This window comes from Elusimicrobiota bacterium, assembly GCA_028718185.1.
GTDB lineage: Bacteria > Elusimicrobiota > UBA8919 > UBA8919 > UBA8919 > JAQUMH01.
The window spans coordinates 54,957-73,541 of record JAQUMH010000001.1 but is presented as its reverse complement, the minus strand read 5'-3'; the positions used below and the strand labels follow the sequence as shown (position 1 = coordinate 73,541).

General features: G+C 31.9%; 25 protein-coding genes. All 25 read left to right on the top strand.

The window, feature by feature from the left end:
* Nucleotides 1-22 precede the first annotated feature (22 nt).
* The 25 genes from PHE88_00385 (at nucleotide 23) to pheT (ending at nucleotide 18,389) form a co-directional block, all read left to right on the top strand.
* Nucleotides 23-1,720 (top strand): hypothetical protein, encoded by a 1,698-nt coding sequence (locus PHE88_00385; GenBank protein MDD5686276.1) that lies wholly within the window; start codon nucleotides 23-25, stop codon nucleotides 1,718-1,720.
* 170 nt (nucleotides 1,721-1,890) lie between these two features.
* A complete protein-coding gene (locus tag PHE88_00380) occupies nucleotides 1,891-2,574 on the top strand; it encodes a hypothetical protein (GenBank protein ID MDD5686275.1) in 684 nt (227 codons plus the stop codon).
* A gap of 97 nt (nucleotides 2,575-2,671) precedes the next feature.
* A complete protein-coding gene (infC, locus tag PHE88_00375) occupies nucleotides 2,672-3,250 on the top strand; it encodes a translation initiation factor IF-3 (protein MDD5686274.1) in 579 nt (192 codons plus the stop codon).
* Between the two features lie 161 nt (nucleotides 3,251-3,411).
* Nucleotides 3,412-3,609, top strand: a complete 198-nt coding sequence (gene rpmI / locus PHE88_00370; GenBank protein ID MDD5686273.1) for a 50S ribosomal protein L35 — start codon at nucleotides 3,412-3,414, stop codon at nucleotides 3,607-3,609.
* A gap of 89 nt (nucleotides 3,610-3,698) precedes the next feature.
* Nucleotides 3,699-4,064, top strand: a complete 366-nt coding sequence (gene rplT, locus PHE88_00365) for a 50S ribosomal protein L20 (protein MDD5686272.1) — start codon at nucleotides 3,699-3,701, stop codon at nucleotides 4,062-4,064.
* Between the two features lie 6 nt (nucleotides 4,065-4,070).
* Nucleotides 4,071-5,402, top strand: a complete 1,332-nt coding sequence (locus tag PHE88_00360) for a TrkH family potassium uptake protein (GenBank protein ID MDD5686271.1) — start codon at nucleotides 4,071-4,073, stop codon at nucleotides 5,400-5,402.
* A gap of 53 nt (nucleotides 5,403-5,455) precedes the next feature.
* Entirely contained in the window at nucleotides 5,456-6,142 is a 687-nt protein-coding gene (locus tag PHE88_00355) for a TrkA family potassium uptake protein (GenBank protein ID MDD5686270.1), read from the top strand.
* The gene (locus PHE88_00350; GenBank protein ID MDD5686269.1) at nucleotides 6,139-6,426 is read left to right on the top strand and encodes a tetratricopeptide repeat protein; all 288 of its coding nucleotides are present in this window, start codon (nucleotides 6,139-6,141) and stop codon (nucleotides 6,424-6,426) included. Before PHE88_00355 ends, PHE88_00350 begins: the two co-directional genes overlap by 4 nt.
* A complete protein-coding gene (gene pheS, locus PHE88_00345; GenBank protein MDD5686268.1) occupies nucleotides 6,423-7,436 on the top strand; it encodes a phenylalanine--tRNA ligase subunit alpha in 1,014 nt (337 codons plus the stop codon). The genes PHE88_00350 and pheS overlap by 4 nt, the downstream gene beginning before the upstream one ends.
* 16 nt (nucleotides 7,437-7,452) lie before the next feature.
* Nucleotides 7,453-7,971, top strand: a complete 519-nt coding sequence (locus tag PHE88_00340) for a ferritin family protein (GenBank protein MDD5686267.1) — start codon at nucleotides 7,453-7,455, stop codon at nucleotides 7,969-7,971.
* Nucleotides 7,972-7,973: 2 nt separating this feature from the next.
* Complete coding sequence (locus PHE88_00335; GenBank protein MDD5686266.1) at nucleotides 7,974-8,468, top strand: flavin reductase family protein; 495 nt, start codon at nucleotides 7,974-7,976, stop codon at nucleotides 8,466-8,468.
* 10 nt (nucleotides 8,469-8,478) lie between these two features.
* Entirely contained in the window at nucleotides 8,479-8,739 is a 261-nt protein-coding gene (locus tag PHE88_00330; GenBank protein MDD5686265.1) for a phosphohydrolase, read from the top strand.
* Nucleotides 8,714-9,292: a rubrerythrin family protein gene (locus tag PHE88_00325; GenBank protein ID MDD5686264.1), complete on the top strand. Its 579-nt coding sequence runs from the start codon at nucleotides 8,714-8,716 to the stop codon at nucleotides 9,290-9,292. Before PHE88_00330 ends, PHE88_00325 begins: the two co-directional genes overlap by 26 nt.
* Nucleotides 9,292-9,675, top strand: coding sequence for a CoA-binding protein (locus PHE88_00320; GenBank protein ID MDD5686263.1), 384 nt, complete (start codon nucleotides 9,292-9,294; stop codon nucleotides 9,673-9,675). The genes PHE88_00325 and PHE88_00320 overlap by 1 nt, the downstream gene beginning before the upstream one ends.
* Before the next feature lie 21 nt (nucleotides 9,676-9,696).
* Nucleotides 9,697-10,110 carry a 30S ribosome-binding factor RbfA gene (rbfA, locus tag PHE88_00315; protein ID MDD5686262.1) on the top strand — a complete coding sequence of 138 codons (414 nt, stop codon included), beginning with the start codon at nucleotides 9,697-9,699 and terminating at the stop codon, nucleotides 10,108-10,110.
* Entirely contained in the window at nucleotides 10,040-11,035 is a 996-nt protein-coding gene (locus PHE88_00310; protein MDD5686261.1) for a bifunctional oligoribonuclease/PAP phosphatase NrnA, read from the top strand. Before rbfA ends, PHE88_00310 begins: the two co-directional genes overlap by 71 nt.
* 43 nt (nucleotides 11,036-11,078) lie before the next feature.
* Nucleotides 11,079-11,711 (top strand): tRNA pseudouridine(55) synthase TruB, encoded by a 633-nt coding sequence (gene truB / locus PHE88_00305; protein MDD5686260.1) that lies wholly within the window; start codon nucleotides 11,079-11,081, stop codon nucleotides 11,709-11,711.
* Nucleotides 11,712-11,824: 113 nt separating this feature from the next.
* A complete protein-coding gene (locus PHE88_00300; protein MDD5686259.1) occupies nucleotides 11,825-12,709 on the top strand; it encodes a bifunctional riboflavin kinase/FAD synthetase in 885 nt (294 codons plus the stop codon).
* An 11-nt stretch (nucleotides 12,710-12,720) separates the two neighbouring features.
* The gene (gene wecB, locus PHE88_00295; GenBank protein MDD5686258.1) at nucleotides 12,721-13,899 is read left to right on the top strand and encodes a UDP-N-acetylglucosamine 2-epimerase (non-hydrolyzing); all 1,179 of its coding nucleotides are present in this window, start codon (nucleotides 12,721-12,723) and stop codon (nucleotides 13,897-13,899) included.
* A gap of 55 nt (nucleotides 13,900-13,954) precedes the next feature.
* Nucleotides 13,955-14,260, top strand: coding sequence for a DUF3467 domain-containing protein (locus PHE88_00290; protein MDD5686257.1), 306 nt, complete (start codon nucleotides 13,955-13,957; stop codon nucleotides 14,258-14,260).
* Nucleotides 14,253-14,450, top strand: a complete 198-nt coding sequence (locus tag PHE88_00285) for a DUF6485 family protein (protein MDD5686256.1) — start codon at nucleotides 14,253-14,255, stop codon at nucleotides 14,448-14,450. The genes PHE88_00290 and PHE88_00285 overlap by 8 nt, the downstream gene beginning before the upstream one ends.
* Nucleotides 14,447-15,355 carry a 2-dehydropantoate 2-reductase gene (locus PHE88_00280; GenBank protein ID MDD5686255.1) on the top strand — a complete coding sequence of 303 codons (909 nt, stop codon included), beginning with the start codon at nucleotides 14,447-14,449 and terminating at the stop codon, nucleotides 15,353-15,355. The genes PHE88_00285 and PHE88_00280 overlap by 4 nt, the downstream gene beginning before the upstream one ends.
* A complete protein-coding gene (locus PHE88_00275) occupies nucleotides 15,352-15,573 on the top strand; it encodes a DUF167 domain-containing protein (GenBank protein MDD5686254.1) in 222 nt (73 codons plus the stop codon). Before PHE88_00280 ends, PHE88_00275 begins: the two co-directional genes overlap by 4 nt.
* A 14-nt stretch (nucleotides 15,574-15,587) precedes the next feature.
* Nucleotides 15,588-15,899 (top strand): DUF5665 domain-containing protein, encoded by a 312-nt coding sequence (locus PHE88_00270; GenBank protein MDD5686253.1) that lies wholly within the window; start codon nucleotides 15,588-15,590, stop codon nucleotides 15,897-15,899.
* Between the two features lie 114 nt (nucleotides 15,900-16,013).
* Nucleotides 16,014-18,389 (top strand): phenylalanine--tRNA ligase subunit beta, encoded by a 2,376-nt coding sequence (gene pheT, locus PHE88_00265; protein ID MDD5686252.1) that lies wholly within the window; start codon nucleotides 16,014-16,016, stop codon nucleotides 18,387-18,389.
* Nucleotides 18,390-18,585 lie beyond the last annotated feature (196 nt).

The following is an 18,585-nucleotide window of genomic DNA, read 5'->3' as shown; positions in this document are numbered from 1 at the left end:
TGATTTTAAAGGAGGGAACAAAATGGGTAAGAGTTTTAATGTAAAAATGGTTTTGTTGGTTTTAGGTATTTTAGTTTTTTTCCCTACGACATGTATGGTAGCAAAAACTAATTTGGGAATAACATCAGCAGTTAAAACTAAAGTAAAAGAACTGAAAAAAGTAAAGGAAGAGAAATCTGCTAATCACTCACCGGTAATATCTTCACTTGTTGTAAATTCTACAAATGTTTATATAGTTGCAGTAACTACCATTACCTGCACTGCCTCTGACCCTGACGGGGATAAATTAACGTATACTTGGAGTTGCACCAGTGGAACGATCTCTGGTAGCGGTTCATCCGTTAACTGGATTGCACCAGCATCTTCAAGTACTTATATTGTTTCGTGTATTGTTTCGGATGGTAAAGGCGGAACTGCACAACGGAGCGTGAATGTAATAACGATCGGTATATTATGGACAACAAATGATTACGACCAACATTATATAAACACTACTATAAATGATTTGTTTCTCTCATTATCAAAAGAACAATTACGCTTATGGGTTGATTTTGATAAAAACAGCGTGTTAAGTTACTGGGTTAGGGTAAAATGGGTATATCCTATCACTTTATTGTTAGGATTAGAAAATAAATTCTCTTCTGAAGATGTAAGCAACCTTCATCTTAAAGAAGCAGAAGTAGATAGTGCTATAAACATATCCACAAATGCTCTTGTTAGTATGAGTATACCTCTTTCAGACGCAGATGCAAATATTTTATACAATGATTATTTACAAGTAAAAGAAAAAAGAATTAATATTATTCCTTTAGAAAGAACGTTACGCGCAAAATACCTTACATCAGAGTATAAAGCATTTATAGAAAAATATGCACCTGGCAATTATCATCCGATGAAATTTGCAGTTCAGTTTGATCCACCAAGTTACGATAATATAAAAGATTCTGCTGTTACATTAGAATATATAAGAAACGAAATAGATATGGGAAGTAATACAGGGGTTGATATAATTAGATTGGATGTTTTTTACACTTGGTTTAAAGATAATAATACTGAGATAATTAATAAAACTGATACTGCGGTTGAGCAAATAAGGAAAAATAATAAGAAATTTTGTCTTGATATACGTGGGCTTAAGGAATGGGATACTCCAACAACCCTTGAAAACTATAAGGATATATGCCTGCAAGAAATTGAAGCATTAATCCCTCGTTATATGCCAGAGTATGTTATAGTAGCTAATGAACCTTATGGATGGACTGGAACGCGTGTAAGTGGTAGTCCTTCGGTAGATGAATGGATAAATGTTATTTCTGTTTTATCCAAAAGAGTAAAGCAACTTTTACCACAATGTATTGTAATAAATTCTATATGCAGTAATGATCCAACCGTATTATTTCAAAAGTTATCATTAGTGGAAAGCATAGATGTTATTGGTTTGAATCCTTATGTGCTTAGTGGATATAAAGATTGGATTGAGTCAAAAATTCTTCCTAACAGAAATAATAAAAAACTTTGGATTGGAGAAACTTGGGATAATGCTGGACAGTATTTAGATAGTTTAGCAGAAGATTACATAAAAGCTACAATATATTTTGCACAAAAAAATAATTTTGATGGATATGTTCTCTTTTATGGAAGAAATCTACATACAACAGATTTTAAAGAAACACCAGCATTCTATGCATATAAAAAAGCTATACAAGAAAATATAAAATAATTCATGGAGATAATTTAAGTAATGTAAATGTATATCCAAGTCCGTATAATTCACATAAGAATAATTAGGGGTTAATGATTATGGCTCAATGCATTCACCCAAATAGGTTTACGCCGACTTCATATAGTCTGAAACGTTAGATAGAATGCTCAATAACAGGATATAAGAACATGTATCAATTTTCAAAACGGTCTCAAATTCGTAGTTTTGCTCACTTGTTTTTTAATAGGTTTTTTGTTTTTACCCTCTTACTCTCTTGTTTTCTCACTGTCCTTAATGCTGGTGAGGTTAGTATCGGACTTGGTTGGCCTTATATTGGATTGAAATATGATTTCTCAAAACTTGTTGGTGAAGGAAGGTTTGCTACAAGTGACGGAATAAATGTTTATGCAGGAAGATTGTATTACAATTTTTATTCTGCTGATAAATTAAGGTTATTCATAGGACTTGAAGGCGGGTATATAGGGTTTGACACTTTGGATATCAAAGGTACAGGATATGAAGGTGCATTGTTTGTTGGAAGTGAGTATTTTATTACAGAAGAATTATCGCTTGCATTGGATTTTTCACCGACATTTATTGCCCTTAATTCTGACGATGTAAAAGTTGACGGTGTAGAATTTGTTTGTAACATTGCACTTTATTATCGGTTGTTTGGTAGTGAATCATCTGAACCTTCAGAGAAAAAAATGGCAGTAATGTTGAACGAAATTTATCAAAGAGGGGTAATATACTTTAACAATGAAGAATATGAACTTGCTATTGCTGAATTTAAGAATGTTCTTAAAGTAGCTCCTTCTTATAAAGATGCTCAACAGAAACTTAACGAATCTAAAAAATTGTTGAAAAAATAAAAAACACAATTGGGCTTGACAAATAAACTTTTAATTGTATAATTGCAATATAAGAACTCATTTGTTTTATGAGTCACCTTAATCCAGTGGAGAAAAGGTGGTGCAAAGCACCGAATTTAAGATAGCCACTGGGCTATCTTTTTTATATAGGGGGTGGTGTAAAATCGCAAAAAGTTTTTTAAGGATTAATGGTCAGATTAGGGCACAGAATGTTAGGCTTGTCAGTGAAGATGGATCTCAGCTTGGAATAAAGCCTATACAGGAAGCATTGCATCTGGCAAGAGAAGCAGGATTGGACCTTGTTGAAATAGCCCCACAGGCGGTTCCGCCGGTTTGTAAGGTTATTGATTATAAAAAGTTTAGGTATATTCAGGAAAAGAAAAATAAAGTGGTGCATAAAACAGGTGTAATGAAAGAAATAAAGATAAGGCCTAAAATTGGAGAACATGACTTAGTAGTTAAAATACGGCACATTCAAAAGTTTCTTGAAGAGAAAAATAAGGTGAAGGTATTAATGCAGTTTTTTGGCAGAGAAAGAGAGCATATCTCAATAGGTGGAGAGATAATTAACCGGTTGCTTGCAGAAGTTAGTGAATATGGTGCACCTGATGCTTCGCCTCGTTTAATAGGAAATTCTATAAATGTAATTCTTTCACCAAAAACCAAACACGAATAGCAAATACCGACAAATTATAAATAGTTTTTAGTTGAAAAAGCACAAGGATTGTAATTCAATAGATTAAAAATTGGATTACACAAGTTAGAGTCTCAGTGGCTGTTTAGTTTTTTATAGTTACTGAGTAGGGGTCTGCAGGGTTTCTATTATAGGAGAGAAAAATGCCAAAGTTAAAATCACATAGTGGCGCAAAAAAAAGATTTTTTATTTCATCGACCGGAAAGATTAAAAGGAAAAAAGCATTTGCCCGTCATCTTCTGACAGATAAATCATCCAGCAAAATGCGTAGTTTAAGGAAATCTGGTGTACTTAATAAGACGGATACGAAAATGATAAGGACTATTCTACCTTATCTATAAAGGAGGCGGGGATAAAAAGCAGATAAGCAGATAAGTAGTTTAGTTTTTACTTAAACGCTTAATCACTTAATTGCTTAATCACTGAATTTATCATGCGAATTAAAGGCGGTATTGTTACAAGAAGAAGAAAAAAGAGATTATTTAAGAAATCCAAGGGTTTTCGGTTATCAAACAAGAATGTTTATATTCATGCTTCTGAACGGGTAGATAAAGCATTGGTTCATTCTTATGTTGGCAGGAAACAAAAAAAACGAGATAAAAAAAGCCAATGGATTATGACGCTTAATGCGGCTGCCCGCATCAATGGTTTGACGTACAGTAAGTTTATAAGCGGAATAAAAAAAGCAGGCATATTGCTAAACCGGAAAATGTTAGCAGAAATTGCTGTTTCCTCGCCAGATGATTTTGCTCAACTTGCTAATGTTGCAAAATCGCAATCGTTACCGGCTGCTTAATCTAAGATGAAATTTTCACCACAACAAATTCTAGTAATTGGTTTTGCTGCGGTTATTTTTACAGGAAGTGTTATTTTATCTTTACCTATCTCTTCAGCATCAGGTTTGTTTACTAGCTTTATAGATGCTTTGTTTACTACAACATCTGCTGTTTGTGTTACCGGGTTGATTGTTGTTAATACGGCAGTACACTGGTCTTTATTCGGGAAGATAGTAATTGCATTACTTATTCAGATTGGCGGGTTAGGTTATATGACTCTAGCTACTCTTTTTGTTATAATGATTGGGAAACAAATATCTCTTAAAGATAGATTGGCGTTTGTGGAAGGCATACAAACATTTTCATTTACTGAAATAAGAAAATTTATTGTTTATGTTGTAAAAATTACGTTGTTTTTTGAGTTTATAGGTGCTTTAATTCTATCTTTAAAATGGATTCCGGAGTATGGTTTTTTAGCCGGTTCAGGGCATTCTATTTTTCATTCAGTTTCAGCTTTTTGTAATGCCGGTTTTTCAACATTTGAAACCAATCTTATGAAATATGTTGATTCAGTACCGGTAAATTTAGGGATAACCATTCTTATTATTATAGGCGGAATTGGTTATATAGTAATAAGTGATTTACATTCTTACAAAAGGACAAAAAGACTTCTTTTACATACAAAAATAGTATTAGTTACAACAATTTTTCTCATAATATCATCTACTGTTTTAATTTTTTGGCTTGAATATAAAAATCCTATGACAATTGGAGCATTGTCACTTAAAGGTAAAATTTTAGCTGCTTATTTTCAGGCTATAACCCCGCGAACAGCAGGTTTTAATACTGTTGATATATCAGTTCTTAATGCACCGGTTTTATTATTGATTATCGGACTTATGTTCATAGGTGCTTCACCATCGGGTACAGGCGGCGGAATAAAAACAACTACTTTTGCTACTCTTTTTGCAGCCATAAGGGCGACCTTTAAGAACAGGAAGAATGTTTCTTTATTCAAACGGTCCATTTCTTCGGAAATTGTTCAAAAATCTTTTATTTTGACATTACTATCTTTCATTTTTGTTTTAGGCATAACTTTTACTTTACTTGTTACTGAAGGTAAGGACTTTTTAAGGACACTTTTTGAAGTAGTTTCTGCTTTTGCTACATGTGGATTATCCGCAGCATTAAGAACTCCACTTTCTTTTTCATCATTTTTTACTCCATTGGGCAAGTTTTTAATAATAATTGCTATGTTTGTCGGTCGATTAGGTCCTTTAACAATTGCGGTTGCAGTTATGGAAGAAAACAGTAATAAAAAATATTATTACGCAGAAGATAAAATTGCTGTCGGTTAGGGGGCAGTGAAAAAGTGAATAGTTATAAAGTCACTAAATAACTGTTCTTAATTATGAAACAAGTAGCAGTGATCGGGCTTGGAACTTTCGGTGTGGCAGTTGCAAAGGAACTTTCTGATAAAGGAGTCCAAGTATTAGCTATTGATACAAACGAGCAGAAAGTACAAGATATTTCTACATTTGTAACACAATCAATTGTTGCAGATTCTACTGATGAGAAAACGATGAAAGAATTAGGATTACATGATTGCGAGACAGTGGTTGTTGCTACAGGGGATAATCGTGAAGCAAGTATTATGACTACCTTAATATTGAAAAAATTAGGCATAAAACATATTATAGTAAAAGGACTTGACCCGCTGCATTCAAGAGTACTCCAAAAGATTGGTGCTGATAGAATTGTTTTTCCGGAAAGAGATATGGGAATAAAACTTGCTGAAATGCTGATATCACCCAATATTATAGAAGAGATAGAACTTTCACCTGAATATAATTTAGCTGAAATAATAGTTCCTAAAGAATTTATTAATAAAACGATTAAAGATTTGGATATCAGAGCTAAGTATAAATTACATATTATAGGAATAAAAAGGAAAATACCATATGTAAAAGATGATGGTGATACCGATTTCAAAGAGGAATTGATTATTGCTCCTTCTGCATCAGATATTTTACAGGATGGTGATACAATAGTTATTATTGGGACTTATACTGATATCGATAGGGTGAAAAAGATATGAAAGATAAAGATTCAAGTTTAGAAATTGATTCAAAAAATGAAATTGATTTGATTGAGATGGGCAAGTTTTATTTTTTGAGTGAAAAATATGATGAGGCAATTTCGGAATTTGAAAAGGTTATAAAAATAAATCCTAAAAGTGCGGATGCATATTTTAACATGGGGATTGTCAAGGAAGCTAAGAATGATATTGATGGTGCAAAGAAAATGTTTGAAAAAACCCTTGAAATAAAGCCGGACCATAAAACGGCAAAAAAACATCTTGATAAGCTGGTAGGAATATGAAAGACATTGAAAAAGAAGCACTCGAAGAGATATCTAAATCTCAAACAATAGAAGAGATAGAAAAAATCCGGATTAAGTATTTGGGCAGGAAAGGTATAGTTACTGAAGAATTGTCTAATCTTTCAAAATTATCTTTAGAAGACAAAAAAACTTTTGGTAAGAAACTGAATATCTTAAAGCAAAAATTAAGCGATATAATTGAAGAACGTATAGTTGAAATAAATAAAAAGAAAACAACAACTAACAACTCGGAAGATTTAATTGATGTTACGCTTCCGGGGAAACCTTTTATAATAGGTAAAATTCATCCTATCACACAGATAATGTCCGAAGTGAAAAATATTTTTTTAAGCCTTGGTTTTAAAGTTGCAACGGGACCTGAAATTGAAACTGATTATTATAATTTTACAGCTTTAAATATTCCAAAAGATCATCCATCGAGAGATATGCAGGACACTTTTTATATAGAAGGGAAAGACGATTTGCTTTTAAGAACACATACTTCACCGGTTCAGATACATGTGATGGAAAAACAGAAGCCGCCTGTAAGAATAATAGCACCTGGTAAGGTTTATAGACACGAGGCTGTTGATGCTTCACATTCATTTACATTTCATCAGGTTGAGGGTCTTGCTGTTGATGAGGATATTACTTTTGCTGATTTAAAAACGCTGCTTGAAATTTTCGTCAAAAGGATGTTTGGAGTTGATGTATTATCACGATTTAGACCAAGTTATTTTCCTTTCACAGAACCATCTGCTGAAGTGGATATACAATGTTTGATTTGTAAAGGTAAAGGTTGCAGTGTTTGTAAACAGAGCGGTTGGCTTGAGTTGCTGGGTTGCGGAATGGTGAATCCTAAGGTTTTTGAATTCGTGGGTTATGATGCTAAGAAATATTCAGGTTATGCTTTTGGCATGGGTATTGAACGTATCGCCATGTTGAAATATGGTATTGATGACATGCGTCTTTTCTATGAGAATGAACTGGATTTTCTTAAACAATTTTAAGGCATATGGAGGTATTATGGGAAAAATTAAATCTTTGGAATTTGCACTTGATTTCGAAATAAAAGGAACAATACTTTATCTTAAGATTGCTAAAAAAACTAAAAATATACTATCTAAACAGCTTTTTTATTCGTTGGCATCACAAGAAGTTAATCATGCTAAAGATGTGGAAGAGATATATGAACAAATAAAAGTAAATAATAATTCTGAATTAGATATGTCGAAAAGTGTTTTTTCTATTGAAAAAGAAATTAAGGAATATTTTATTCGGGCAAAAAACATAGATTTAAAAAAAGATTCTGAAAATGTTTTCGGTTATGATATTGCAATGGAAATGGAAAAAAAGGGTTACAGTGCATATGCTAATTTTCGCGAGAACGCTAAAAATGATTTAGAAAAAGATTTTTTCGGACAATTAATGAAACAAGAGAAAGAACATTTGGATTCATTGAGCAATGTTTATTTTTATTTAACAAAAACTGGCGATTGGTTTCAGGAAGAAGAGAGTAAAACATGGAGCTGGATGAATTTATAAATATGGAACAAAATAGAAAAAAAATAATCGAAGCAGTAAATAAAATATCTTATGGGCTTTATGTGATAACATCAGTAAGTAGCGACGGTCGCATAAATGGTCAAATAGGCAACACTGTTTTTCAGATAACGTCAGTGCCTTTACGGGTAGCCATTGGAATAAATAAGAAAAATTATACTTATGAACTTATTAAAGAAAGCGGTGTTTTTGTGATAAATATATTAAAACAGAGCCAGTTAGAATTGGTTTCTCTTTTTGGGCTTAAATCCGGGCGCGATATTAATAAATTTGAAAATGTTAAATATAACCTCTCTACTGTAAAAGCACCTATTTTAGACGATATTCTTGCCTGGATGGAATGTAAAGTTATATCAGAGATGTTTATTGATTGTGGCACACATATGATAATTGTTGCGGATGTTATTAATGGTGATGTTGTCGCTTCTGATGAACCGTTATTGTACAAGTTTTACAGAGATAGTAAAATAAAAAAGTAATTAAAAGGCTATGTTTGAAAAGTGTCCCGGTCAATCGACAAGAAATCTAAAAGTAGGAATATATAAATGTTCTTATTGTGCTCAGGAAGTTGAAATATTTTCTGATGAGTTTCGGGTCAAGTGTCCAAAATGCAAAAAGTTTGTTTTTAAAGATAAAATCCCGTCTTGTATCGAATGGTGCAAGTCTGCAAGAGAGTGTATCGGAGCAGAAAGATGGGATAAAGTTAAAGATATTTTAAAGGAGAATAAGAATGGAATTAAAAGGAAGTAAAACAGAAAAAAATCTTTTGAAGGCATTTGCAGGTGAATCGCAGGCAAGAAATAGGTATACTTATTTTGCATCTGCTGCAAAAAAAGAAGGTTACGAACAAATTTCATCTCTTTTTATTGAAACAGCAGAAAATGAAAAAGAACACGCTAAGATATTTTTTAAATATCTATCAGGTGGCGATGTGGAGATTACAGCGAGTTATCCCGCGGGTATTATCAAATCAACAGAGGAAAATTTACTTCATGCCGCTGTAGGTGAAAATATGGAATGGACAACTATTTATTCGGATTTTGAAAAGACAGCAAAAGCTGAGGGATTTAATAATATTGCTGAATCATTTAATCAGATAGCTAAAGTGGAAAAATTTCATGAGGAAAGATATCGAATTCTTGCTAAACAGCTGCAAGGGAATAGTTTATTTAAAAAGGATAAAATCGTAAAATGGCACTGCCGCAACTGCGGTTATATTTATGAAGGCAAAGAATCGCCGAAGGAATGTCCGGCCTGCAAACATCCACAAAGCTATTATGAAGTATTATCAGAAAATTATTAATGGAAAATATAATTAAAGAATATTTGGAACAGAAAAACATCGCAGTTATTGGTTCTTTTTGTTCAAAAGACAAGATAGCATATAAGATATTTTTAAAACTTATAGAAAAAGGTTACAATGCTTTTCCTGTAAATCCGGCTTTGTCGGAAGTGGAAAATATTAAATGTTATCCTACTATAAATGATATTTCGTATCCTATTGATGCTGTAGACATAGTAACTCCGCCGAAAGTTACCGAACAAATAGTCAAGGATTGTAAAGGAAAAAATATAAAATATGTATGGATGCAGCCGGGCGCGGAAAATGAAGCCGCATTGAAATTCTGTTTTGATAACGGGCTGAAAGTCATACATAATGTTTGTTTGATGTTAAATATAAATTGATTTATAAGGATGGTAAGAAATATGAATGAATTAAGATGTGCAAGAATCTCTGAAATATTAAAAGCAAGGATCTCTGAAGTTATAATTAGGGATTTGCGCGATAAGATGGGTTTTACTACAATAACTGAAGTAAAAGTAACCCCTGATTTAAGGAATGCCACGGTTTCCTACAGTGTTTTAGGAAATGAAGATGAAAGAAAAAGAACAGCTATAGTTCTTGAAAATTACAGAGCGTATATTAATAAGCAAATAGGACAAGACCTTCATATAAAATATACCCCGGTAATCAGATTTGAGTATGACAACACACCTGCCCGTGCATCGCGTGTTTTTGAGCTTTTGAATCAAATTGAGGAGGAAAATCTTGAACGTACCGAAACAGTTTTTAAAAAACCTCGCCGATATAAAAAAAGTTCTAAAAAATCCAAAAAATAAAAGTTTTTTTATAACAGGTCACCAAAAACCGGATGGCGATACTATCGGTGCTGCACTTGTTATGTATTCGATTTTAAAACGTTTAAAAAAAGACGTTTTTTTATACAATTATGATCCGACCCCGTCTTTTCTGAAGTTTCTGCCCTATTCGGAAAAAATAGTAGTTACTCAAAAAGTTGATAAAAAATTCGATGTAGGTGTGTTTTTGGAGTGTTCGGAAATTTCCCGTTTTGGCAATATGATAGATGTAAAAAAAAATATAAAAACAGCGATAAATATCGATCATCACTTGTTTCAACAGGAGTGGGCGGATATTAACTGGTTCGACTCAACTTCTTCATCAGTTTCTGAAATGATTTATTATGTTTTTAAATATTTAAAAATGTCTTTAACAAAAGAAGAGGCAACTTTACTTTATACCGGAATAGTTACGGATACTTATAATTTCAGGCATGCCAATACTACATCTCAATCACATATTATAACTTCTGAACTTTTAAAATACGGTGTTGAAACTAATATAATTAATAAACATATTTATGGAACAAAAACGCTTAATGCTCTTCATCTATTAGGCATTGTCTTAACTAAGATAAAAATGAGTAGGTCAAACAGAATTGCATATACAACGATTACGGAAGATGATTTAAATAAAACAAAAACTACAATTGAAGATACGGAAGAAATTATTAATTATGCCGGAATGATTCCGAATGTTCAAGTATGGTTACTTTTTAAAGAAATGCATAAACAAAATTTAGTAAAAGTAAGTTTTCGCTCTGCAAAGGAAATAGATGTTAATAAAATTTCCAATAAGTTCGGTGGTGGCGGTCATAAAAATGCTTCCGGTTGTACGATTAATGGTAATTTGGATAAAGTTATAGACATTGTTATTGGTTATGTTGAAAGTGAATTAAATCATTAGCGAGTAAACCGCTTGTAATAAACTGCATAATTGGAATAACTAAATGGAAAATGTTCTTTTAATAAATAAGCCGTCAGGAATTACGTCATATGATGTTATAAGGATAATTAAAAGAAAACTTCATCCTAAGAAGATAGGACATGCAGGAACCCTTGACCCGCTTGCCTCCGGATTGCTAATTGTTTTAATTAATGAAGCTACAAAAGAATCAAACAAGTTTATGGAGATGAAAAAGAAATATTTTGTAAAGATGAGGTTGGGTATTAAGACAGATACCGGGGATTTGGCAGGTGTGGTAATAAAAAAATGTCGCGTGCCTGTGTTGGATAGGAAGAAAATATCAGCAGTTTTAAAAAAATATGAAGGTAAAATAAAACAAGTGCCTCATATCTATTCTGCGATAAAATATAAGGGTAAGAAACTTTATGAATATGCAAGAGCGGGAATAAATATAAAAATAAAACCAAGGATGATTCAGATTTACAAAATCAAGCTTTTGAATTTTAATGAAGAAGAAATTGTAATGAATGTTACTTGTTCAAAAGGAACTTATATAAGAAAATTAGCTGAAGATATTGGGGAAAGACTTAAGACTTGTGCCGTTGTCAGTCAGCTAATAAGAGAAGGTATCGGGAAATACTCAATTGACGAAGCAATTAGTTTAAATAGTTTATAGTATCCTATTTTTAAGCTAATACGCGCGAATAAATGCGAATAATAGAAATATCGCGAATATCACGCTAATATTAGTAATAAGTTCGTATTTTCAAGCAAAGAGAGAGCTGTTTTATGGAAAAAGAAATAGTTACTATAGGGATGTTTGATGGTGTTCATTTAGGACATCAAAGAATGTTAAAAACAGTGGTTGAATATGCTAAAAATAAAAAACTAAGAAGCGTTGTATTAACTTTTGATAATATTCCAAAAAATAATTATGGAAATCTTTCCACCTTAAAGGAAAAAATAAAACTTATAAAATCCATTGGTATAAAAACAGTAAAGATTATTTATTTTCAAAAAGTTAAAAACCTTTCACCTGTCGGTTTTTTAAAGAAATACCTTAAAAATTATTCCGCTATTGTAGTTGGATATAACTTTAGATTTGGTAAAAATAAAGAAGGTAATATAAATACAATAAAACAATTTTATGAAAATACGATGGGAGTAAAACCACAAGCGGTTCACACGCTTGTGGTAAAACCGGTAAAGTATGAAAGCAAAATAATTTCATCTACAAACATAAAAGAATTGTTGATTTCAGGGGAAATTGAGCGTGTAAATAATTTACTAAGAAGAAGGTATGATTTCGAGGGTAATGTTATTAAAGGCTGGGGTTTAGGAGCAAAACTCGGGTTTCCTACAGCAAATTTAAAAGTGAATAATAATAAAATGTTGCCTGAAGGAATTTTTATAGCCAATGTCAAAGTAGGCAAGAGAAAATACCAGGCAATAGCATACATAGGCAAAAGACCTACATTCGGATTGCATAAAAAGACTATAGAAATATATATAATTAACTTTTCAGACAAACTTTATAATAAGAAGTTGACTATAGAATTAATCTCAAAAATAAGAAATGACGAAAAGTTCCCTACTGTTGAAAAACTTGTTAAAAGAATTGAAGATGATATTAGAATTGCTAAGATATATTTTAAAACATATAGACAAAAGTGAGTGTTAATATTATGAAAAAAATATTGTGTATATTCGGAACAAGACCTGAAGCCGTAAAAATGGCACCTGTTGTAAAACAGCTGAAAGCCAATTCTAAAAGATTTAAAGTTAAGGTATGTGTGACTGCCCAGCACAGGTATCTTTTAGACGATATTTTAAGAACATTTGAAATAGAACCTGATTATGACTTGAATATAATGACAGATAATCAAACGCTTTTTCATATAACTTCTACTGTGCTTAACCGTTTAGAACCAATTCTTATATCAGAAAAACCGGATTTAATTCTTGTTCATGGTGATACAACAACTACTTTTGCATCCACGATATCTTCTTTTTATAGAAAAATTCCTATCGGGCATGTTGAATCAGGTCTTCGTTCGTATGATAAATTCAACCCTTATCCGGAAGAGGTTAATCGCCGGTTAACAGATGCAGTCTGTGATATACATTTCTGTCCTACTTTAACTGCTAAAAGAGCACTTGTTAAAGAAAACATAAATACAAAAAATATTTTTATAACCGGAAATACGGTTATAGATGCGCTATATATGATTTTGAAAAAGAAGCATAAATTTCAAAATCAAATATTAAAAGAATTGTTTAATTCTCAACTCTCAACTTTAAACTCTAAACTAATACTAGTTACCGCACATCGCCGTGAGAATTTCGGTAAACCCATTGAAAATATTTGTAAAGCAATAAAACGGATTTCGTATAGATTTCCTACTTATAGTATTATTTATCCTGTACATCCTAATCCGAATATAAAAGCAGTGGTTTATAAGTTATTAAATAAGATAAAAAATGTATACCTTATTGAACCGCTCAACTATCTTGATTTTACAAATCTTTTAAGGATATCATATCTGGTTTTAACGGATTCAGGGGGGTTACAGGAGGAAGCGCCTGCTTTGGGTAAGCCCGTACTTGTAACAAGATATGTGACAGAAAGACCTGAAGCAGTTAAATCGGGTACCGTAAAGATTGTAGGACCTGATGAACATAAAATATTTAATGAAGTTTCAAAGCTTATTATTAATAAAAAATATTATGAAAAAATTGCCAAAAGTGTAAATCCGTATGGTGATGGGTTTGCTGCTTTAAGAACTGTTGAATATATTGAGTTTTATTTTGGATTGAGGAGCAAGAGACCGGCTGAATTTTATGTCAGAACTAAAAAAATATAAAAAAGGGAAACATATTTATACGAAGTGGGGTCCCAACATAAAGGAGGTAAAGAGTATGCCGGAAGAAAATGTTCAAAAACAGGTCCAGATACAGATTGAGATAGATGATGCAACAGCTCAAGGATTATATTCTAATCTTGCGCTTATTACACATAACGATATGGAATTCGTTTTTGATTTCACTTATGTACAACCACAGCAGCCTAAAGCAAAAGTCAGGGCCAGGATAATTTCAAGTCCGGTACATGCCAAGAGATTTTTGCAGGCGCTTTCCGAAAATATTAAAAAATATGAAGATAAATTTGGAACGATAAAAGTTTCAAGTGAATTAGACCGAAAAATTGGATTTGGAAATGCCTAATTGTAATGTAGATAGAAATCTGAAAGAATGTAAATGCACGTACAATTCCTGTTCAAGGAGAGGAAAGTGCTGCGAATGCGTGGCATATCACTTAAAAAACAGCGAATTGCCGGGCTGTTTCTTTTCTAAAGATTTGGAGAAGACATATGACAGGTCTATAGAAAAATATATAACTCAATATAAAAAATGAATATTGTAATTGTCGGTGCCGGTGCAATGGGGACACTTTTTGCGGGATTTTTGGCAAAAGGCGGAAATAATGTCACGGTTTTAGCAAGAGATAAAAAAAAAGAAATAATCCTTAAAAAAAAAGGAATAAAAATTACAGGACTATCTAAATTCTTCATATCACCCGCAAAAGTGCGGATTACTTCGCTGCCCGATTCTGTAAGTTCCCAGGATTTAATAATAATTTTTGTAAAATCTTATGATACAAGTTCAGTAATTCCATCAATAAGAAAAATGATGGGTAAAAACACAGTTGTATTAACCCTTCAGAATGGTTTAAGAAATTATGAGAATATTTCAAAATATATCACTAAAAACAGAATAATACGAGGGGTGACTTTAGAATCAGCAATATTTGTTAAATATGGAGAAGTTATTCATACGGGGAAAGGTGATACAATAATTGATAAAAATGATAATATACTATCAAAGAGGATCTGCAATATTTTTAATCATTGCGGTATAAAAACAAGTCTAAGTAAGAGTATTGATTCGGTAATATGGTCAAAACTTATTTTGAATTGTGCAATAAACCCTGTTGCTGCTGTTACAGGTGTTAAAAACGGAGAGATAGCTAAAAATAAAAATTACAAAGAGGTAGCGGTAGAATCAGGGAAAGAGGTTATGAAAGTAGCGAAAGTGCTGGGAATTAAAATATTATTTTCAAAAATTTCAGAAAAGATTGAAAAAGTATGCAGTTCAACTTCCCGAAATATAAATTCAATGCTTGCGGATGTTGTTGCTAGTCATAAAACAGAAATTGATTATTTAAATGGTGCGGTAGTAGATATTGCTAATAAGATTAAAGTAGAGGTTCCAGTTAATAAAGCACTTCTTAAAATGGTAAAAAAGTTGGAGAAGAAATGATTTTAGAGATAAAAATTATTCCTAATGCTAAAAAGAACGAGATAAAAAAAGAAGGAGATAAATATAAGATTTACATAACTGCACCTGCAGTTGAGGGAAAAGCAAATAAAAAGTTGATAGAATTTTTATCTGAAAGTTTTAATGTTAGAAAAAACAGTATTTTTATTAAAAGAGGTGAAAAATCCAGACATAAGGTAATTCAGATTGTTGGAATTTGAATTAAGGAGAGTATATGCCGGATAAAGAAGAAGATACAGACCAACAATATGAGCACATTTCAAAACAGGTGAAAAACATGGTTACATGTGAATTCAGGGATATACTTGATTTTGTAAAAAAACCATGGAAGCTTATATGGGCTAACTTTTTGATAGGTGTTGCTAGAGGAGTAGGGTTGCTTCTTGGCATGACTATTATTGGTGCTATTGTTGTAACGTTAATAATTCTTATATTACATAAAATGGTAGATATGCCGCTTATAGGAAGTTTTGTTGCCAGGATAATAACTGAAGTCAAACACCAGTTAGCAAGTATACCAAGATAATAAATATCTTTTGTTAAAAAACAAAATAACGGATAATAATATAGAAATTCGCTTAAATGGGATTAAGCGAATTTTTTTTATTGAAAATATTAAGTAATTTTGTATAATACTATTATGATAATTTCATTAAAATGGCTGTCGGATTTTATTGATGTTGATATTGATGCCGAAAAATTATCTTCCCTTCTTACAATGTCAGGGATTGAAACTAAACCTGTTAAATGTGTTTCAATTGATAGAAATGTTGTTGTTGTAAAAATCTTATCAATAGAAAAACATCCTAATGCAGATAAGCTTTCAATATGCAGTGTTACCGACGGTCAGAAGAATTACAAAATTGTTTGCGGTGCTAAAAATATGAAAGTTGATGATATTGTACCGCTGGCAAAAATTGGGGCAAAGTTGCCAGCAGGTGAAATAAAAAAAGCTGTGCTTCGCGGGGTTGAATCAGAAGGTATGCTTTGTTCAGAATCTGAACTTAAAATTGGTAATGATTCATCCGGGATTTTGCTTCTGCCTCCGGATGTAAATCTTGGTGTCCCGATTAATGAATATCTGAATAAGGATTCTTATGTTGAAACTGAAGTTACAATAAACAGGGGTGATTGTTTATCGGTTTTTGGAATTGCAAGGGAGATTTCCGCAATACTAAATAAAAAATTAAAGAAAGAGATAGGGGATTATGATATTAAAGTAGAGAATATTTTTCCCGTAGTTGTAGAAAATACGAAAGATTGTCCTCGATATGTTGGATTTATTATAAAAAATATAAAAGTAGGAAAATCTCCGCAATGGCTTATTGACCGTATAGAAGGTTGTGGTTTAAGAACAATAAATAATGTTGTTGATATTACAAATTATATTCTATTTGAATATGGACAACCGCTGCATGCATTTGATATTGAAAAAATAAAGGGAAAAATTGTTATCAGAAATGCTAAAAAGGATGAGAAGATTTTAGCACTTGATAATAAGGAATATAGTCTTGATGAAGAAATGCTTGTGATTGCCGATGAAAAAGACCCTATTGCTATTGCAGGTGTAATCGGTGGTGAGCCTACAGCCGTTTCTGAAAATACTAAAAATGTATTTTTAGAAGTAGCATGTTTTAATCCTATTTCTATACGCAAAACCTCAAAAAAACTTGGAATTTCCACAGATTCGTCTTATAGATTTATAAGAGGGGTCGATATGGAAAATATTTCAAATATAGGAATGATAGCATCGGAAATGATTAAAAAAAATTGCAGCGGCGAAATTTCCGGCGGTATGATTGACAAATATTCAAATAAAAAAGAATTAATTAAAATAGAACTTGATGCCGACAGGGTAAATAAAATATTAGGCATAGATATTTCAATTGATGCAATAAGGGATATTCTATCCCGCCTTGGTTTTTCTTGCTTCTTGCCTGCCTCGCCAATGTTTAGTGGCGGGCTTCCTGTCCCCTATTTACTTTCTGTAACCGTTCCTTCTCACAGGAACGATGTCAAAACAGATTTTGATTTAATAGAAGAAATCGTTCGTATTTTTGGTTATGATAAAATAAAAACAAGCGATAAAATAACATTCAGAACAGATATTGTTTTAAATAAATCAGAAAAGGTTATAGATAAAGTAAGAAATACTGCAGTGTCAGTGGGATTTTATGAAACGATTAATTATAATTTTATATCTAAAGATGACTTTGCTGTTTTTACGTTGGCAGAAGGCGCAAGAAAAGTTGCCAATCCTATATCTTTAGAAGAACCGTTTTTGTCAATATCGCTTATCCCAAGACTGGTAAAAACTGTGGTAAGAAATATTAATAGAGGTAATAAAGATATAAGAATATTTGAGATTGGAAAGGTTTTTGGGGAGGAAGAAAAAACATTTTTTTCAGGATGTATTTTAGGTTCGGAATATGACTGGTGGAAAGAAAAAGCTGTTGCAGTAGATTTTTATTTTTTAAAAGGTTTTATTGAGAGACTATTCAGGGAAATTGGGGTTAAGTCATGGGAGTATAAAAAATCTGACAAAGAAATGTTTCAGCAAAATCAGTCAGCAGATATTTTAATAGAAAACAATAATGTCGGAAGTTTTGGATTGCTCAATGTTGAAGTAATAAAAAAACAAGATATTAAAAATGATTGTTTATATGTTTTTGAGTTGGATTTAGATAAGCTTATTTGTTCTGCCGGTTTTGAGAGGAAATACGTACATATTCCCAAATATCCGTTTATAGAAAGGGATATTTCAATTGAAGTATCTCAACAGTATCCTGCAGTAGAAATATGTAATGCTATAAAAGAAAAAGCGTCTAATATTCCTGTTGATGTGAGCGTATGTGATTTTTATACCGGAAAACAAATTAAGGAAGGATATAAATCACTTACTTTTAGAATAAGATTTAGATTATCAGACAGGACATTAAAAGATGAAGAAGTGGATGTGGTTGTAAAAAAGATTGTTTTACAACTTGAAAATAAATTCCAAACAAAATTAAGGTAAAAATACTTAACAAGTAAAATAAACAAAATCTCCTGCCAAATAGTTCAAACCCTTTATCTGTCTGCACATTTTATTTTGCAATACCTACACAATACAGTTTCTTGATTTTTCTTAAAAATTGGGTATAATTTTCATATAAGATTGAATAAAATCCACTTACCCTCACCTTTTCTTTTCACTATAGTGGAGAGGATAA

Excerpts from the sequence above, each read along its gene's own strand:
- PHE88_00385 (MDD5686276.1), top strand. The coding sequence starts at position 23 with ATGGGTAAGAGTTTTAATGTAAAAATGGTTTTGTTGGTTTTAGGTATT.
- PHE88_00380 (MDD5686275.1), top strand. The coding sequence starts at position 1,891 with ATGTATCAATTTTCAAAACGGTCTCAAATTCGTAGTTTTGCTCACTTG.
- rpmI (MDD5686273.1), top strand. The coding sequence starts at position 3,412 with ATGCCAAAGTTAAAATCACATAGTGGCGCAAAAAAAAGATTTTTTATT.
- PHE88_00360 (MDD5686271.1), top strand. The coding sequence starts at position 4,071 with ATGAAATTTTCACCACAACAAATTCTAGTAATTGGTTTTGCTGCGGTT.
- PHE88_00355 (MDD5686270.1), top strand. The coding sequence starts at position 5,456 with ATGAAACAAGTAGCAGTGATCGGGCTTGGAACTTTCGGTGTGGCAGTT.
- PHE88_00350 (MDD5686269.1), top strand. The coding sequence starts at position 6,139 with ATGAAAGATAAAGATTCAAGTTTAGAAATTGATTCAAAAAATGAAATT.
- pheS (MDD5686268.1), top strand. The coding sequence starts at position 6,423 with ATGAAAGACATTGAAAAAGAAGCACTCGAAGAGATATCTAAATCTCAA.
- PHE88_00340 (MDD5686267.1), top strand. The coding sequence starts at position 7,453 with ATGGGAAAAATTAAATCTTTGGAATTTGCACTTGATTTCGAAATAAAA.
- PHE88_00335 (MDD5686266.1), top strand. The coding sequence starts at position 7,974 with ATGGAACAAAATAGAAAAAAAATAATCGAAGCAGTAAATAAAATATCT.
- PHE88_00330 (MDD5686265.1), top strand. The coding sequence starts at position 8,479 with ATGTTTGAAAAGTGTCCCGGTCAATCGACAAGAAATCTAAAAGTAGGA.
- PHE88_00320 (MDD5686263.1), top strand. The coding sequence starts at position 9,292 with ATGGAAAATATAATTAAAGAATATTTGGAACAGAAAAACATCGCAGTT.
- rbfA (MDD5686262.1), top strand. The coding sequence starts at position 9,697 with ATGAATGAATTAAGATGTGCAAGAATCTCTGAAATATTAAAAGCAAGG.
- truB (MDD5686260.1), top strand. The coding sequence starts at position 11,079 with ATGGAAAATGTTCTTTTAATAAATAAGCCGTCAGGAATTACGTCATAT.
- PHE88_00300 (MDD5686259.1), top strand. The coding sequence starts at position 11,825 with ATGGAAAAAGAAATAGTTACTATAGGGATGTTTGATGGTGTTCATTTA.
- wecB (MDD5686258.1), top strand. The coding sequence starts at position 12,721 with ATGAAAAAAATATTGTGTATATTCGGAACAAGACCTGAAGCCGTAAAA.
- PHE88_00290 (MDD5686257.1), top strand. The coding sequence starts at position 13,955 with ATGCCGGAAGAAAATGTTCAAAAACAGGTCCAGATACAGATTGAGATA.
- PHE88_00285 (MDD5686256.1), top strand. The coding sequence starts at position 14,253 with ATGCCTAATTGTAATGTAGATAGAAATCTGAAAGAATGTAAATGCACG.
- PHE88_00280 (MDD5686255.1), top strand. The coding sequence starts at position 14,447 with ATGAATATTGTAATTGTCGGTGCCGGTGCAATGGGGACACTTTTTGCG.
- PHE88_00275 (MDD5686254.1), top strand. The coding sequence starts at position 15,352 with ATGATTTTAGAGATAAAAATTATTCCTAATGCTAAAAAGAACGAGATA.
- PHE88_00270 (MDD5686253.1), top strand. The coding sequence starts at position 15,588 with ATGCCGGATAAAGAAGAAGATACAGACCAACAATATGAGCACATTTCA.
- pheT (MDD5686252.1), top strand. The coding sequence starts at position 16,014 with ATGATAATTTCATTAAAATGGCTGTCGGATTTTATTGATGTTGATATT.